Source organism: Hungatella sp. L36, assembly GCF_014288035.1.
On sequence record NZ_JACOPC010000022.1, the window covers coordinates 1 to 15,337 of the forward strand.

The 15,337-nt window shown below is 53.6% G+C and carries 13 protein-coding genes; 1 reads left to right on the top strand and 12 read right to left on the bottom strand.

Annotation, left to right across the window (positions count from 1 at the left end; all coding sequences use genetic code 11):
- Positions 1–255 (top strand): hypothetical protein (locus H8S80_RS34045; protein WP_207729911.1); only part of this gene is annotated, 255 nt, incomplete at its 5' end.
- 63 nt (positions 256–318) lie between these two features.
- Here H8S80_RS34045 and H8S80_RS30550 read toward each other — a convergent pair.
- From H8S80_RS30550 to H8S80_RS30605, 12 genes are all read right to left on the bottom strand, one after another.
- Positions 319–582, bottom strand: coding sequence for a TIGR03905 family TSCPD domain-containing protein (locus H8S80_RS30550; RefSeq protein ID WP_118033249.1), 264 nt, complete (start codon positions 580–582; stop codon positions 319–321).
- A gap of 5 nt (positions 583–587) precedes the next feature.
- Entirely contained in the window at positions 588–1,226 is a 639-nt protein-coding gene (locus tag H8S80_RS30555; RefSeq protein ID WP_118033250.1) for a Crp/Fnr family transcriptional regulator, read from the bottom strand.
- Positions 1,219–2,493: an L-serine ammonia-lyase, iron-sulfur-dependent, subunit alpha gene (locus tag H8S80_RS30560; RefSeq protein ID WP_118033251.1), complete on the bottom strand. Its 1,275-nt coding sequence runs from the start codon at positions 2,491–2,493 to the stop codon at positions 1,219–1,221. Before H8S80_RS30560 ends, H8S80_RS30555 begins: the two co-directional genes overlap by 8 nt.
- Before the next feature lie 125 nt (positions 2,494–2,618).
- On the bottom strand, positions 2,619–3,680 hold the full coding sequence (locus H8S80_RS30565; protein WP_243010377.1) for a M24 family metallopeptidase: 1,062 nt from the start codon (positions 3,678–3,680) through the stop codon (positions 2,619–2,621).
- On the bottom strand, positions 3,677–5,083 hold the full coding sequence (locus H8S80_RS30570; protein WP_118033252.1) for a peptide MFS transporter: 1,407 nt from the start codon (positions 5,081–5,083) through the stop codon (positions 3,677–3,679). The genes H8S80_RS30565 and H8S80_RS30570 overlap by 4 nt, the downstream gene beginning before the upstream one ends.
- 26 nt (positions 5,084–5,109) lie before the next feature.
- Positions 5,110–6,372 carry an L-cysteine desulfidase family protein gene (locus H8S80_RS30575; RefSeq protein WP_118033300.1) on the bottom strand — a complete coding sequence of 421 codons (1,263 nt, stop codon included), beginning with the start codon at positions 6,370–6,372 and terminating at the stop codon, positions 5,110–5,112.
- A 238-nt stretch (positions 6,373–6,610) separates the two neighbouring features.
- Positions 6,611–8,161: a hydantoinase/oxoprolinase N-terminal domain-containing protein gene (locus H8S80_RS30580; protein WP_118033253.1), complete on the bottom strand. Its 1,551-nt coding sequence runs from the start codon at positions 8,159–8,161 to the stop codon at positions 6,611–6,613.
- On the bottom strand, positions 8,154–9,251 hold the full coding sequence (locus H8S80_RS30585) for an S-methyl thiohydantoin desulfurase family protein (RefSeq protein ID WP_002602258.1): 1,098 nt from the start codon (positions 9,249–9,251) through the stop codon (positions 8,154–8,156). The genes H8S80_RS30580 and H8S80_RS30585 overlap by 8 nt, the downstream gene beginning before the upstream one ends.
- 202 nt (positions 9,252–9,453) lie before the next feature.
- Positions 9,454–11,061, bottom strand: coding sequence for a PucR family transcriptional regulator (locus tag H8S80_RS30590; protein WP_118033254.1), 1,608 nt, complete (start codon positions 11,059–11,061; stop codon positions 9,454–9,456).
- Positions 11,058–12,389, bottom strand: a complete 1,332-nt coding sequence (locus tag H8S80_RS30595; protein ID WP_118033255.1) for a glycoside hydrolase family 30 protein — start codon at positions 12,387–12,389, stop codon at positions 11,058–11,060. The genes H8S80_RS30590 and H8S80_RS30595 overlap by 4 nt, the downstream gene beginning before the upstream one ends.
- Positions 12,386–14,164, bottom strand: coding sequence for an ulvan lysase-like protein (locus H8S80_RS30600; protein WP_118033256.1), 1,779 nt, complete (start codon positions 14,162–14,164; stop codon positions 12,386–12,388). Before H8S80_RS30600 ends, H8S80_RS30595 begins: the two co-directional genes overlap by 4 nt.
- A gap of 35 nt (positions 14,165–14,199) precedes the next feature.
- Complete coding sequence (locus tag H8S80_RS30605) at positions 14,200–15,297, bottom strand: glycoside hydrolase family 88 protein (RefSeq protein ID WP_182464772.1); 1,098 nt, start codon at positions 15,295–15,297, stop codon at positions 14,200–14,202.
- Positions 15,298–15,337: the final 40 nt, after the last annotated feature.

Genomic DNA, 15,337 nt, shown 5'->3' on the forward strand with positions numbered 1-15,337 from the left:
TGCGTTTGCTGTCGATCTGTGTCAGCAGCAACTTTTATATCTTATCACAGTGATTTGTTTTTGTCAACCACTTTTTTCATTTTCTTCAAAACTTTCTCAGCGGTTCAGCTGGAAGATTTTTGGAAAAGTTTGCCGCCGTTTTCAGCGGCGAGATATATCATATCAAAGCAGCCGACAAAAGTCAACACTTTTTTTATATTTTCTTATATTTCTTTTTCGGAGCCGTATTTCGGCCTGGCGGAAGGGGGATCCTGAAAGGATAACAAACAGGCGGGAGTTCACGTTACAGTGGACTCCCGCCTGTTTGGCCGGTTCTTCCTATTGCGGCTGCGCGGCTCCTGTCAGATACTGTTCCAGGGCCTGAGCCATCTGGTCCGGACATGAGGTGGGGCGCTCGGCACAGCTGAGGCCGCGGAACATGGCGATCACTTCCTCCAGCTTCTTGCCGGTCAGAAGCTTGCCGATTCCCAGAAGGTTTCCCGGACAGCCTCCCTGGACCTCCACATTGGTTATCACGCCATCCTCGATCTGGAAACAAAACTCTTTTGCACATACGCCTTTCGGCTGATATCTATACTCCATGATTCTTAATCTCTCCTTTTTAAAGCCTTCCTGTTCACCTGAATCTTTCGGTTTAAGCACCGGATCTGGCACTCCTCACACAGCTCTCCGATCATTTTGCTCACCGTCACCCGGTTGGCTCCGATGATACTCGCCAGATCCTGATGGGTATACCGTTTCTTCACATCGTACCAGTCATGGTCGTAAATCTTATCCTTGCAGCATTCTTTGACAAAGATCAGCAGAAGCCTTTCCTTACACGATTTGAAGGAAATGTTGGATACCTCCTGTTCGAGGAGATTATTCTTGCACATCAACCCCCGGAACAACGCTTCCACAAACGCGGCATTCTTCATAAGCGTTCTGAACACGGTGGAGTCCACCTTTAAAATAACACTGGACTCCTCACAGTAAATATGACACATAACTTCCTGAGGGCAGCAGATACTCCCCTCGTTAAAAAAATTCCCCGGGCCCAGGATATACAGAATCTTTTCATCGCCGTCGTAGCTGTTCAATGAAAAACGGACCGTTCCTTCTTCTATATAATAAAGATTCGTATCCTTCGTTCCCGGCACATGGATTGTCTGGTCCTTGGGCAGGCAGAGTCTCGTCGAACATGTCCGGAGCAATTCGTGTACCGGCAGATCTCCCCCGCTACCCATCACGCCTCCCAAGCACGATGTCCACGATAGACTGGTTCGTTGTGTTGGAAACCGGATTGTAGATTCGGGAAATATTTTTAAAGATCTGCTCTAAGCTGTCCTCCAGGATTCCTCCCTGATGGATGCAACATTCATTTAAGGCCATCAGAGCAGATTTGATGGACCAGTCCACGGACAGCCCCAGCTTCCAGGCGCAGCCCAGCTTGCTTCCGTCGCAGATAATACCGACGATGCTGCCCGCCATATTCTTGGCGGCACGCTCCACGGCATCCACGTCACCGCCCAGAAGGAAGGTGATGCCTGCAGCCGCCCCAATTCCGGCCGCAAGGCTGCAGCCGCAGACGGAGGTCAGCGAGCCCACATAGGAATTGACATACATACTCATCAGGTTCGACAGTGCAATCGCGCGAATAATCCGGTCATGGTCAATCTGCTTGTAACTTCCCACGCCGTAATTGGCCAGATACGTAATGATCCCGTAATTGGCGCTTCCGACGGTGGTCATAACAGGAAGCTTGGCTCCCAGAGTCCGTGCCTCACAGGCGCGCATGCAGAGATTCTGCGTGTAAATGATCATATCGTTGTGTACCTGATACGCCTCCAGCGCCTCCTCAAATCTGCGGATCATACTGTCTTCCCCGGGGTAGTCGGCCAGCTCCAGATTGTATTTTAAGCCGGTTTCGATAAATTCCAGATCTCTGCTGTCCACCGCGTTCACAAAATCCACGAAATCGTTGGGCCCCATGTTTTCATTTACAATGTAATTCCGGTTGACCTGATACTGATATTCCTTCAGGTCTGACAGGCACATCACATTTTCCTCGGAAATGACGTTTAAGTGGTAGTCGATAATGAGCGTCCGGACTACATTATCCGAGCTTTCTATAATTGTTTCAATGAACAACTTGTCGCAGTCATTCTTAATCTGAATATTCACTCTGCCCTGAGCCAGCAGCTGCTTGGCCTTCAGCAAATCCATCTCATCGTAGTGAGACAGAATCTGAAGCTTATCCTCCACATTACCGCACACGAAGCCCAGCGCCGCCGCGATATCAAGCCCCCGCTCTTCGCACCCCGGTATTACCACGTTCAGGCCGGTTTTAAAAATGCTGGAATCCACGGTGATGATAATCCGCTTCAACTCTCCCTGCGCTTTTTTCTTGGCATAGGCCACAGAATACGCGACGCTCACAGCCTCCGTTCCCCCTACGGTTAATACACTTTTGCTCTTCAGTTCGTCTAAAATCTGGCTGTATTTCCCCTCCATTGTCTCCTCCTGTCAGTGCTTATTCCATAGGGTCATTATATCATACCGGACCGGCAGTTGATGTAGTATAAGCTACAAATACTGCCGGACTTCCATTACCAGCCGCTGATTTCTAATGCGAAACCTTAAAGTTCAATCAGCCGTTTATCCGAATGCGTCAGATTCTCATATCCGTTTTCTGTGATGACGATCAGGTCCTCGATCCGGACACCTCCAAACCCTGGTATATAGATTCCCGGTTCCACCGTCATAAGCATGGTTGGCTCTACGATCGTATGGCATGTGGGACCATAGCCCGGCTCCTCATGCATGAACAGTCCCAGGCTATGTCCCAGCGCGTGGCCGAAAAACTCCCCGTATCCAGCGTCGGCGATCACCGTTCTCGCCGCCGTGTCCGCTTCGCTGGCCGGCCTTCCCGGTCCGGCTACCGCCAGAGCCGCTTCCTGCGCCCTTAAGACCGTATCATAAACCGCCTTCTGAATGGCGGAGGCATGTCCGATTACAACGGTTCTCGTCATATCGGAACAGTACCCCTGATAAACGCAGCCAAAGTCCATGGTCACAAAATCCCCGCTTTCAATCTTCTTATCGGTCGGCTGCGCATGGGGAAGTGCGCTGTTCAATCCCGAAGCCGCAATGGTATCAAAGCTCAGACGCTCCGCCCCCAGTCTCAGCATGGTATAATCCAGTTCGATGGCGATCTCCCGCTCGGTTATACCCGGACGCAAGATATCGAGAATGTGGGCAAACGCCTGATCGCCGATCTCCTCCGCCTTCCGGATGCGCTCGATTTCCCACGTCTCCTTCAGAGCCCGGAGCACATTTACGGACTTGCCGAGGCCTATCAGCTCCTCCTGGATGCCTCTGTTTTCATAATCGAGATACTCCTTTAACAGAATGGTCTCATCCTCAAAGCCCACTCTCTTTGCTCCGTCCTCTTCCATCATGCGGCTGCAGGCCACCACATAGTCCCGGTCCCGGACACAGAAGCCATCAAAATCGCAGCATTCCCGTTTTACCTGTTCCTCATACCGGGAATCGGTCAGAACAACCTGGCGTTTCTCCGACACATACAGCATGCCTGCCGACCCGGTAAACCCACTTAAATATCGCCGGTTGAAGCGGTCCGTAATCAGCATGGCGTCGAGTCCATTTTCCCTTAATACTTTCAGTGCTTTCTCTTTCACGTTCTTTCGGCTCCCCTCTCATTTGATACCTCGTCTTCTGTAAGTTTGCCTAACGGTTTGCTGAGCACAAACAGCAGCACTGCGAAGATAAAGGAGATGACCATAAAGGTAATGAAGATGGAGAAAATACCAAGCTTCTCCACGTAGCCCTGCACGTAGCCGTTCATCTTGGACGAAATGAAGGTTGCAAAGGGCCATACACCCATCAGCAGGGATAGGTATTTCTTTGGTGCAAATTTGCTGATAAAGGAGTTTCCAAGAGGTGAGAAGCACAGCTCCGCCATCGTCAAAATGTTGGTAAACGCCAGCAGCCACAGAACGGTCACCTGACTCGTCTCCGGTGCTCCGACTCCGCGGGTCACTTCCATTACAGCTAAAAGCAAATAATCGAGACCGAGAATGGCAAATGCCATGGTCAGCTTCTGGAACATGGTCATATCACCCTGAGGCCGTTTTGCCAGAGCCGCCCAGATTTTAGCCGCGCCGAGGCTTAAGAAGATGCATAAGAAGCCCGGGATGGTGGTTGTTATTAATGGAGGTGTCAGAGTCACGCCGAACAGCTTCATATTGACATATTTATCCATGTAAATCGTCAGTGCGATATCCTGCTGATAGTATGCCAGCCAGAAGAACACGGTCATGATGGTAACGAATAAAATAGCAATAACGCCTTTTTTCTCTTTCTTTGTAAGAGGAGCGGAGGCTGCCTTCCTGCCTTCTTTTTCCTGAATGCCGATGACATTGCCGTTTACATCGGTTAAGTACTTGAACGGTTTGATTCCCTGATTCTGTAATGTGCCGTAGCTTAGGGTAAATATGATGGCGCCGATAAACATGAGAATCGCGCAGAGCAGGAAGCACTGGCGGAATCCCAGAACGTCGCCGCGGCGGAACACGGTAACATATAAAGTGGCTGTCAGCATGGAGCCGAAAAACGCTCCGACATTGACGAACGAATACTGAACGGAGAACGCCGAGTCAAGCTTTGACTTGTCGTCAAACAACCTGCCGATAATCGCCGCTAAATTACCTTTAAACAGACCGGTACCAATGGAGACTACGATAATCATCACGTGTACCATGGCGACGCTGTGTGCCTGCCAGCCCGCCAGATAACCGACTCCCATCAGCAGCATACCAAGTGAAACCGCGTACCTTCCGCCCAGCCAGTTGTCACAGATATAACCGCCTAAAACCGGAGCAATATAGGTAAATGCCGTCATGTTCGCAGCCAGAATCGCCGCATCCGCCGCATTCATGCCCAGGCCGCCTTCCGTGACAGCCCTGATTAAAAACAGAACCAGAAGCGGCTTGCTTCCGTAAAATGCAAATCTCTCAAATGAATAGGCAATACAAGATATGTAAAACCCCAGTGGATACCCCTTTTTCTTTTGTTCTCCCATTTTTTAACCCTCCGTTTTTTCTTTTGTCATGGATTTGTCATAAGATCGAGGATCACCTGATCCGTCTCTTTCATCCCCATGCAGCCCACAGTACAGACCGCATCAATTGTGTTTTCCACATTATCCCGGATAATTCCGCAGCCATTGCGAAATACCGTATTCTCCTTCGCCATCTCATAGCCGAGCATGGCGGAAAACAGCGCGCTGGCAATCTTGCTGGCACAGGACTCTTTCGCCCCGTCGCACACCATGCCGGAGATCGTTCCCAGATGATTGGTGATCATCCGTTCCACTACCTCTACCTTCTGCCCTTCCAGAAAGGCAATTCCGGCAAATGCTCCCGCAGCCGCGCAGACCACGCCGCAGTATGCGGACAGCCTTCCAATTCCTGTTTTAATATGAATCGCGATGAGATTGGCCGCCAGCAGCGCCCGGTAAAGGGATTCTTCCTCACTGCCCTGCTCCCGTGCACAGGTGATAACCGGAACAGACACCGTGATTCCCTGATTACCGCTGCCGGAATTTGTCACCACCGACATCTGACAGCCACTCATGCGCGCGTCGCTGCCTGCGCTGGCATAGGCGATTCCGTGGGAATACCGGTTCTGGAACACGGCCTCCGCGGCTCTTCCGATGCTGGCACCATAAGGATTTTTCATCCCCTCCCGGGCTATAGCCTCGTTGTCCCGGATCTGGTTTTCCAGCAACCGGATAAACGGCGCCAAATCCGCCTCTGCCGCAAACTCATAGATTCCGGCAACCGTCAGCCAGGAACGGTCTGAGAGAACATCTTTCCTTCCCTCTTTACAATCCTTCTGAAACAGGAGCTCTCCGTTCTTTTTAACCAGGACTACATTCGTATGGGTATCTTTAATCTGTACTTCCGACGTCTCCTTCCCCTTTTCCATGGTAATCCGGATATTTAAGTTTGCGTCCCCGTGAAGGCAGGCCACACGGCAGATCCTGCCCGCCGTCTTCCTCCGGATCTCTTCCTTCTGCTCCGAAGTCACCTCGCTGATAACCTCCATCTTCTTTTTCCTGTCTCCGGCCACCGCCCCGGCCACCGCGGCCGCCTCAATACCGCACAATCCGTCTGTGTTCGGGATCGAAACACTCTTTACGTTCTTTATGACATTTCCTGAACATTCCACCAGAATCTTCTCCGGAAATGCCTCCAGAACTTCCCGGGCTATGGCCGCTGCATAAGCGATGGCAATCGGTTCCGTGCAGCCCATGGCCGGAACCAGCTCTTCTTCCAGAATTCCGGCGTATGCTTTCGCTACATTCATTGTTTCTCCTTTCTTCCATTCCTTTATCAGCATTATATAAAATTCGACAGGGAAAGTCTGTAAACCCGGCCTGTTTGTAGCCAAGATTACAAAGTTCTGTTTCTTCATCTGTTTTCCGCAGCAAATTGACATAAAAGGCCTGGAAATACAAGGAAATCGGTTCAAAAAAAGAAGCCGGCCCGTAATCTGCACGAGCCGGCTTCTGCCAGTCTGTTATTTTTGATTTCAATTTTTTCCGCTATACCAAATCTCCCGCGGCCTTCACCTTTACCCGGTTTGTATTTCCCGGATAATATGCCAGCGGCACATCCTCCACTTCAATAATTTCCACTGTCTCACGGACGGCCCCGGCTTCCACGGCCAGTTCCACAGCCTCGGCCCTCGCCCGGCTTAACGCTGCCTCACGCGGAGTCTCATCGTAGTTGATCAGCTGTTCCAGCGTGCCGCTCACCTTGGATATGGCCGAGCCGATGGCATTGGCTGTGCCGAAATAATCAGGCTTCACCACGGACTTCGTTCCGGCAAGCTGGTCCGGGATAATGATGGAGCCGCCTCCTACCAGGATGACATCAATGTCCGCACTGGATACCTTCATGGCGTCGATGCTGTCCTCGACCATGGAACGGATTGCCTCCATGGCCTTCCTGGCCGTCTCATAATCCAGCTGTTCCACCTTCGACTTATCTCCGATATCCGCCAGCTTAAGCTTCACCGCCACATCCGTGGCCGTCAAAGTATCCCCGCCGAATACAAGGGCTTTCTCGGTGATCCGGTAGCCCACGCTGTCCGGACCTACGGTCACGGTTCCATCCTCATGCTGCCTGACAATGGAACCGCCGCCGAGACCGATGGAGATCACATCCGGCATACGGAAATTCGTGCGGACGCCGCCGATCGTCACGGCAACGCCGGATTCCCGTGGAAAGCCCGCTAAAATTACACCGAGATCCGTTGTGGTTCCTCCCACATCAATCACGATGGCATCCTTTAAATGGCTTAAGTAGCTGGCGCCCCGGATGGAGTTGGTCGGGCCGCAGGCGATCGTTAAGATCGGATACTTCTTCGCATACTCCATGGTCATGATCGTGCCGTCGTTCTGGGATAAGTAGACTCTGGCGTCTGTAACTCCTTCGTCTTCCAGCGTTTTTGCAAATCCGGTGGTAAAGCGTTCCGCCACCTCGTACAGGGCGGCATTTAATATGGCGGCATTTTCCCGTTCGATCAGTCCCATGGAACCGATCTCGCTGGATACCGACACGTGGACCTCCTCCCCCATCACCTCACGGCAGAGCGCGGCCGCCTCCAGCTCATGGTCGTTTCTCACCGTGGAGAAGACGCAGGAGATCGCCACGGACTTTACCCTTCCCTTCAGCCCTTCAAAGAATCGGGCCGCCGCTTCCCTGTCAAAGGGGGCCAGCTCTTTTCCGTCGTATTCGAAGCCGCCTCCCACAACCGCGTAATCCACGGCGATTTTCTGTATGTCTTCTTCCCAGTCTATCATTGGCGGTATTCCCAGCGTAGCGGGGGCGCCGATCCGAAGGATGCCGATCGGGGCCAGGGATTTCCGCTCCACAATGGCGTTCGTACACTGGGTGGTTCCCAGCATTGCCTGGCTGATCTCCGCCCGGTTGATCCCGGACGCCTTCAAGCAGGCGCGGACCGCGCCGAGGATGCCGTCATAGATATCGCCGGAAGTCGGATACTTCACTTCCGCTACCACATTTCGGTCGCTGTCGATCAGGACCGCGTCCGTATTGGTGCCTCCAACGTCAATTCCCAATTTATACATCTGCATTCCCTCCAATCCGATCTTCCAGCGGCACATAGTCCGTATCGATTCCAAAATAGCGCGGTCCCACCAGCTTAAGGCCCGCCTCGCTTCTCCACGCGTCAAAGCATTTGAGCCCGACTGCAAGAACACGTTTCCCGTATTTTAAGGCGTCTGTCGTCACTGGAATAAAGGTCTCCGTATCGACCAGACAGATAAGATCCGGCACGGTAGCCAGAATGACGCCGTCCACGGAGGCAGACAGATTTTCGTTCTGGAATACCACCTCCGCCCTTTTCCCGCGGTCGCTTCCGATTCCCTCGATGACGACGCGGCCCAGGTTGAAGGCGCCGTTGGTCTCCCGAAGGACATCGGCGATCTTTCCCTTGAACAGACGGTACCCTTCGGAAAACTCCAGGAAACGTTCCTCGGGAGTCAGATCCGTGCTCTCCTTCACCCTGCGTATGGCCTCGCCCAGCTTCTGGCTTCTGGTGACGATGCCCTTCACGGCGTGCTGTTTGAGAATGGCCCCTTCCACACAGTAGAGGGAGACCGAGACGGAGCCGCCGCAGCTCATGGTAACCGACCTCGCCAGTTCCTCGGTCCACTGATTCGTGATGGTGTTAAAGATCACGCTGTTTCCCTTCTCATCCACCAGGGCCATGGGCGTCGCCGATATGCCGGCCATGGTAAACGTCACCATCTGAAGCTCCGGGAACGCCCGGCCCATTCCATCCGCGTCCACCATGGGAAGTCCCAGCCTGGCCGCCGCCGCGATGGGTAGCATGGAGTTGACACCGCCCGCCTCTATTGGCATAAATGCAAATATCTTTTTACCGTAATACTGGGATATCATGTTGTACAGCACTTCGTACTCTTTTCCCCCAACGCCCTTCTCGCCCAGAATCGTAGGCGCTCCCATCATGGCGATGGGAACCACCAGCGCGTCATCCGGAATCTCCTCCGGGTCCAGAAGCGTCACCGGCCCCCGTTCCTTTACCGCGCCCATGGCAACCAGTTTTCCTATGTAAGGGTCTCCGCCTCCGCCCGCTCCCAGCAGGGAAGCGCCCAGGGCAATATCTTCAATTTCACTCAAGCCGATCTTTCGCATGTTCCGCCACACTCCTTATCTTTAAATTTCTGCATGCCATAACGAACAGTTCGGCAGTCAAAGACCACTCTTTTGCACGTCAAAGCCTGCGCCGCAAAAAAAACAGAAAGGCCAACGTCTTTCGTTGACCTTTCTACTATCATAAATTATTTATTCGGAAAAATGAATCCCCTGGAAAAACGAAAATCAGCCGTATTTTTTGTCACTTTGGACAAAAGGTCAGCAGCCGGTTCACCGCCACCGCACAGTATAAGGAAAAGGTGTCCGGGAAATCACCGATGCGGTAGCCAAGAATATCGGAAAAACGCTGAATGCGGTATTTCACCGTATTCTTATGAAGATAGAGCAATTCTCCCGTCTTTAAGTAGCTGCACTGGGCGTCCAGGAGATAGACCTCCAGCGTCCTGACGGCATCCTTCTCCTCCTTCGCGTCCCGCAGGGCGGCAAGCGGCCTTAAGGCCTCCTGCACCGCCTCCTCCCCTCTTCCGATTCTCTCACGGCAGTCTCTCGCAAAGCCGATCTCCTGAAGGTGGTATGCCTCCTTCTCCGGAAAGATCGCAATGGTGTCTTCAATATAATCCCGGTGCAGCAGAAACGCTTCCCGCACCGCGGCGGTGTCGGCCAGATGATTGCAGCAGGTAATGGTGTGAAACACCGTATACGGCTCCATGTACGCCTGGACAGCCGTCAGGATTTCCTTTTCCTCACCGAGAGACCGGGGGCCTTCCACGAAGATCACCATCTCCCCCTCGCAGATGTCTGCAAACACAGTCTTATAAAAGGAGGACAGTAATCCTGTGAGGCCCTTAAGCGCGGAGACGCCGTTCATCTTCTGCCAATCCTCTTCCACGTGAAAGATCATCATGGAGTGGATGGAGGCCACATCGATATGGAAGATATCGGCCAGCCGGCGCATCTTCATGGGCTCGTCCTTTAAGATTGCGCGGACCAGCTCCGTCACGTCCACCTCATCGTGCTGCGTGCTCCAGATATTGACCGCCAGCTGCACGGCCTCCACAACCTGCTGCCGGACAGTCTCCACCAGCGGTTCTCCCTCTTTAAAGATAAACAGCTCCATGTGGCGGTCTTTGTGAAGCAGGATGGGAAAGCGGGCCAGAACGTACTCAGAGTCCGCAATGCATACGGTTCTCTCACTCCCCATCTCCGGCAGTTTTCCCTCTGTCAGGAATCGGCTCAGCGTCTTTTCCTGGTTCAGCGGCCAGACCGCTTCGTTCAGGACACGGAAGGACTGATCGGTCAGGAGTATGGAAGCCATGCTTCTCTCGCTCAGCATCTTGAGCATGGTTCCCACCGAGCGCTGGTGCTCCGGCAGGCGCGCCACCTGATCCAGAAGCTCCCCGACAAACGCCGTATTATTCAGCCGGTCCTTGACGATGGCTTCCATGATCTCGCTGATGGCGTCGGAATAACGGAAATCCATACGGTTCTCCGGCATGACGATCAGGACGAAATGATACGCATCGGCGATCCGCTTCATGGCCTCGGGAATGCGCGGCATAAAGAGGCCGACGTAATAAAGAATCAGCCCTACCTCACCGGCCTCGGCCAGCCGCTGCGTCACCGCGCACTGCCGCTCCTCGTCCTCCGGGTTATTCATGAAACCGGTTATGACAATTTCGCTTCCGTAGTAGTCATCATTTCGGAAGAAGGCATCCACCATCTGATCCGGGTCCGCGTATTCCAGTACGGACAGAGACGCCACGATGCGGGACAGGCCGCCCCTGCCCGCCTCCACCCGCGCATTTCGCAGGGAGGAGAGACGGAGCAGATCCGCCACAGTCACACTCATTGCTTCTCTCCCTCGTCCGTCACTGTGACGATCGTGTGGGGCGCAAGCTCCAGTGCAGAGGTCTTCGTCCTGTGGCGCAGGACCACTTCCACCGGGTGATCCTCCCGGTTTAAGAGGATGACCGCCAGGCTTCCGTCGGGATTTAAGAAGGAGCACGCCTCCACCTCTGAAGTGTATCTGGAAATCCCGATTCTCACGGCTCCTGGCTTCACATAGCGGCTGAAATGGCCGATGTAATAGTAGCTGGGCTGCCGTTCGATCGTATGCTCCTTTGTATGGAGCATGATGGGGGCCGCGCAGTAATTTCCGACGTGGTTCGGACCGCCGTTCTCATCCAGGAATAAGTTCCAGTCGATGTGGGCCCTGCAGCCATGGTTAAAGTTTCCGATCATATCATGGGCGTACATCTCAGCCTGCTGCTGCAGGTTATTTCTATCAAATCTGGAGTACTCCACGCAGCCCTCCGTAAAAATCAGGGACTTCTCCGGGTAATCCTCGCTGACCATCTGAAGATTCTCGAAATGATCCCCGCTGTACCAGTGAAAGCCCATTCCCCAGATTCCTTCCGAATCCCCTTCAAAATACGTCTTCGCGTTCTCATAGACACGTTCCTTATTGTGATCCCACAGCAGAATCTTTACGTCCAGGCCAGCCCGGTCAAGAGCCGGCTTCAGATATCCAAGGGCAAAGTCCCGCTCCTCCTTTGGCGTGTAGACACAGGAATCCCAGGTCTGAACAGCCTTCGGCTCATTTTGAACGGACACGTATCCCACGCGGATGCCCTTTTCCCGGTAGGAGATGAGGTAACGGACGATATACTCCGCCCACAGGTTCCGGTATTCCGGCTTCAGTTTTCCGCCATGGTTCATTTCCCCGTTGGTCTTCATAAACGGAGGCGGGCTCCATGGAGTCGCCAGCAGGCACAGCCCTTCGCCCGCGGCCTCTTTCGCCTGACGGATCAGGGGCAGTAAGTACTCCTCGTCGCAGTCCGTGGAAAAGGTGGACAGCGCCTCATCACCATCTGCGACGTAACAGTAGTTCCTCAGCGAAAAGTCACAGCTGTTAATATGGGTTCTGCAGAAACGGTAGCCCAGCCCAGCCGCTGAAAAATACGCGTTCACCGCTTCCGACCTCTGCTCGCTGTTCAGAGCAGACCACGCGTAACCGGCCGCCTGCGTAAATGCGCCTCCGAATCCCAGGACTGACTGATACTGTTTCTCCGGATAAATGGTGACCAGCCCGCTCTCCCGGTCCGGTTCCTCCTTCCACACTGCCGCTGTCTCATCAAAATAACGGCCGGCAGCTACATCGGTTGTTATAATCTTCATCTCATTCTCCTCTCTAACGATTCTGAGATTATTATACCATGATATGAGACTTCTGTATCCACTTTCATCTGACATAATACAGCTTCCATGCCGCCTACCGGATTAAAGAGGCGGTCCTGCGAGACCGTGAGCGGCCCTGATGCCCGAACCTTAAGCCGGCTTCCCTGTCCGCGGCAGATATCCACGCCGTCTCCGTCCGCCGCCGGTTCCACCCGCTCCCCGGATCGGGAGACGAGAGGCAGATACAGGATGGCCTCCCTCTCACACCACGGTTCCATGGTGAACGCACCGTCGGTGATCCGGATGCGGATTTCAAAACGGGAATCCCCCTGCTGACCGGAATCGGTCATGGTTCCTCTCGTCACAATCACGATTTCATCCTTTTCTTCCACACAAATCACTTCCGCTGCTTTGTCATTGATATTCCGGTAAATGATACCGTGTTCCTGATATTCTAAGCGTGGCGTCAGGCAGAGCGGCACCGTATTTCTGGGAATCTGCATATTATTGGGTTCCACAAGGGAGTAGCGCCCCATGGTTCCCGTGAACACAGGGCCCAGCCGTTCATGCCACAGCAGCGTCACCGCACCTCCCGTGGCATGGCCCTCCTCGCTGTACTCCACATCGTAATCCGATATCGTGGCCCGCCACGGCCCTTTGCCGATGAGCCGCACATGGACAGATGGAAATTCGGTAACTCCGCACCTCCGGTCCGAAGGCAGGGACTCCGTTCCGGTCTCTATGGTTTCTTCTGCCCATCCGAGATCGAGGAGTGCCGCCAGGGCCTTTGCATGACAGAAGGTATGGTGGACACAGGGTGGTTCCTTCGCGCTGTTAAACATGGGACCTCCGTGCAGAAGGCCGTCGTGGGTGCACGCTTTTAAAAGCCGGGTATTGCGCCGCACCGCCTCCGCAAACTCCGGACTTTTCTTTGCCAGCAGGCCGTATCCCGGCTGACAGCCGTCGGAGGTGCGGCTTCCCCAGTAGGACCACTTATTGTTGCGCGTTCCCCAGCTGTTGTCCCAGGCTCCATCCGGCAGCATAAATTCCAGATGGACCTTCATGGCTCTTTCCGCTGCAAGCTCCACCTCTTTCTCTCCGATCATGACAGCACAGGACAAAAGGCCCGGAAGGGACTCCTCTACATTATATCCCAAGTCCACGGGACGGCAGCCCTTCGGGCTTAGCTCATCCCTTTTCTTCCCTTCCCCGTAGAGCAGGCCATCCTCCGTAAAGCAGTCCAGGGCCTTATGGGAGAGTTCCCCTGCCTTACTCCGATAGCGCGGATCTCCCAGGACTTGATAGGCCACTGCCATCGCATGGGCGCAGGTCACCGGATAATTGATATTTCCGCCGATCTCATCGATGTGATCCGCCAGATAGTCTGCCGTTCTGTTAAGCCGTTCCCGCCACGCATCGGCGGTCACGCGATCCAGCAGATGCCCATGCTCCAGTAGCGCCTCTCCCAGCTGAATGACGAAAAATACCGTGATTCCCCTCCAGTCGCTGTTGGTATCATTATAATAGCAGCCCTCTTTCCGGTAGAGGTTGTCGCTCCACCGGAAAAGCCGTTTCGCACAGGTCACGTATTTTTCATCCTTCGTGATATCCGCCATGGTCATCATGGGATAGATGGCATCGGCACACCTTCCGTGTATTCTTCCGCAGGATGGGCACATAATGCCGCCGTAAAACTCCTTTTCCTGAAATTCCGTCACCTGAAGGGATAACAGGCGGTCGCACCACTCCTTTAAAAGGTCAAAATACTCATTCATAAGCTGACTCCTTTTCCGTTCATACTCTGTTCCTCCTACCAGTATGGATTCCACTCCTTCTTCATACGGACCAGCGCTTCCATATAGAAATAATCGCCCCAGATGACGCACTCTCCCGCTCCGTCGCCGCGGTGGTACATACCCTCCGCCAGCACGCCGTTGGATTCCGGCATGTCTCTCGTGGTATACCGGGTACACAGACTGTCCATAACGCGTTCCGCCGTCTTCCGGTATTCGTCCGCGTCCTCTTTTCCCACGTGGCGGCACAGCTCCAGCAGGCCGCATACAAAGATCGCTCCCGCCGAGGTGTCGCGGATATCGGGATTTTCATCGGTAAAGGTAAAATCCCAGTACGGAACCGAATCCGCGGGAAGATGATCTGTAAAGACCCTGGCCGTCTCCCGGGCAGTCGTCAAAAAGCGCTCCTTTTTCGTATAACGGCAGGAAAGGGCAAAGCCGTAGACAGCCCACGCCTGCCCTCTGGCCCAGACGGACTCATCCGCATATCCCTGGTGCGTCTTACCGCAGACCGCTTCACCTGTCTCCGGATTCATCAGGTATGTGTGATAGGAGGTGTAATCGGGGCGGATCAGCAGGTCCGCCGTTGTCTCCGCGTGATTTGCTGCAATTTCAGCCTTCCTCTCGTCACCGGTCCAGTACAGAAGAGGGAGATTTAACATGGTGTCGATGATAATCTTCACGTCGGGACAGCCGATTCCCATCTCCCCCCACGCCTGGATGTAGCGCCCCTTTTCGTTGTAGCGCTCTGCCAGAATATCCGCCGCCTCATGGGCCAGGCGGTATGCCCGCTGGCTGCCGGTCAGTTTGCAGAGTGACACGCAGGAAAGAGTGTAGAGAAATCCCATATCGTGGCTGATATGGCGGCGTTTCCGGATCCGCTCTTCAAAGCTGTCCAATACCTGATCCGTATGTTTTAAGAACACGGGATCGCCTGTGATCTCGTACGCCAGACAGCACATGCCCGGATAGAAGGAAGAAGTCCACAGCGCATTCTCCTCCCCGTGATACCGGTTGTTCGTGCTCACATGGGGAAAGGTATCGATAAAGGCGTCCAGATTCTTTTCTGTAATTTCTATGGCTTCCCTAAGGGCATTTTCATAGAGTTCTTTCATGGTTTTATATCTCCTTTCATATCTCCTTTTCACGTATCTT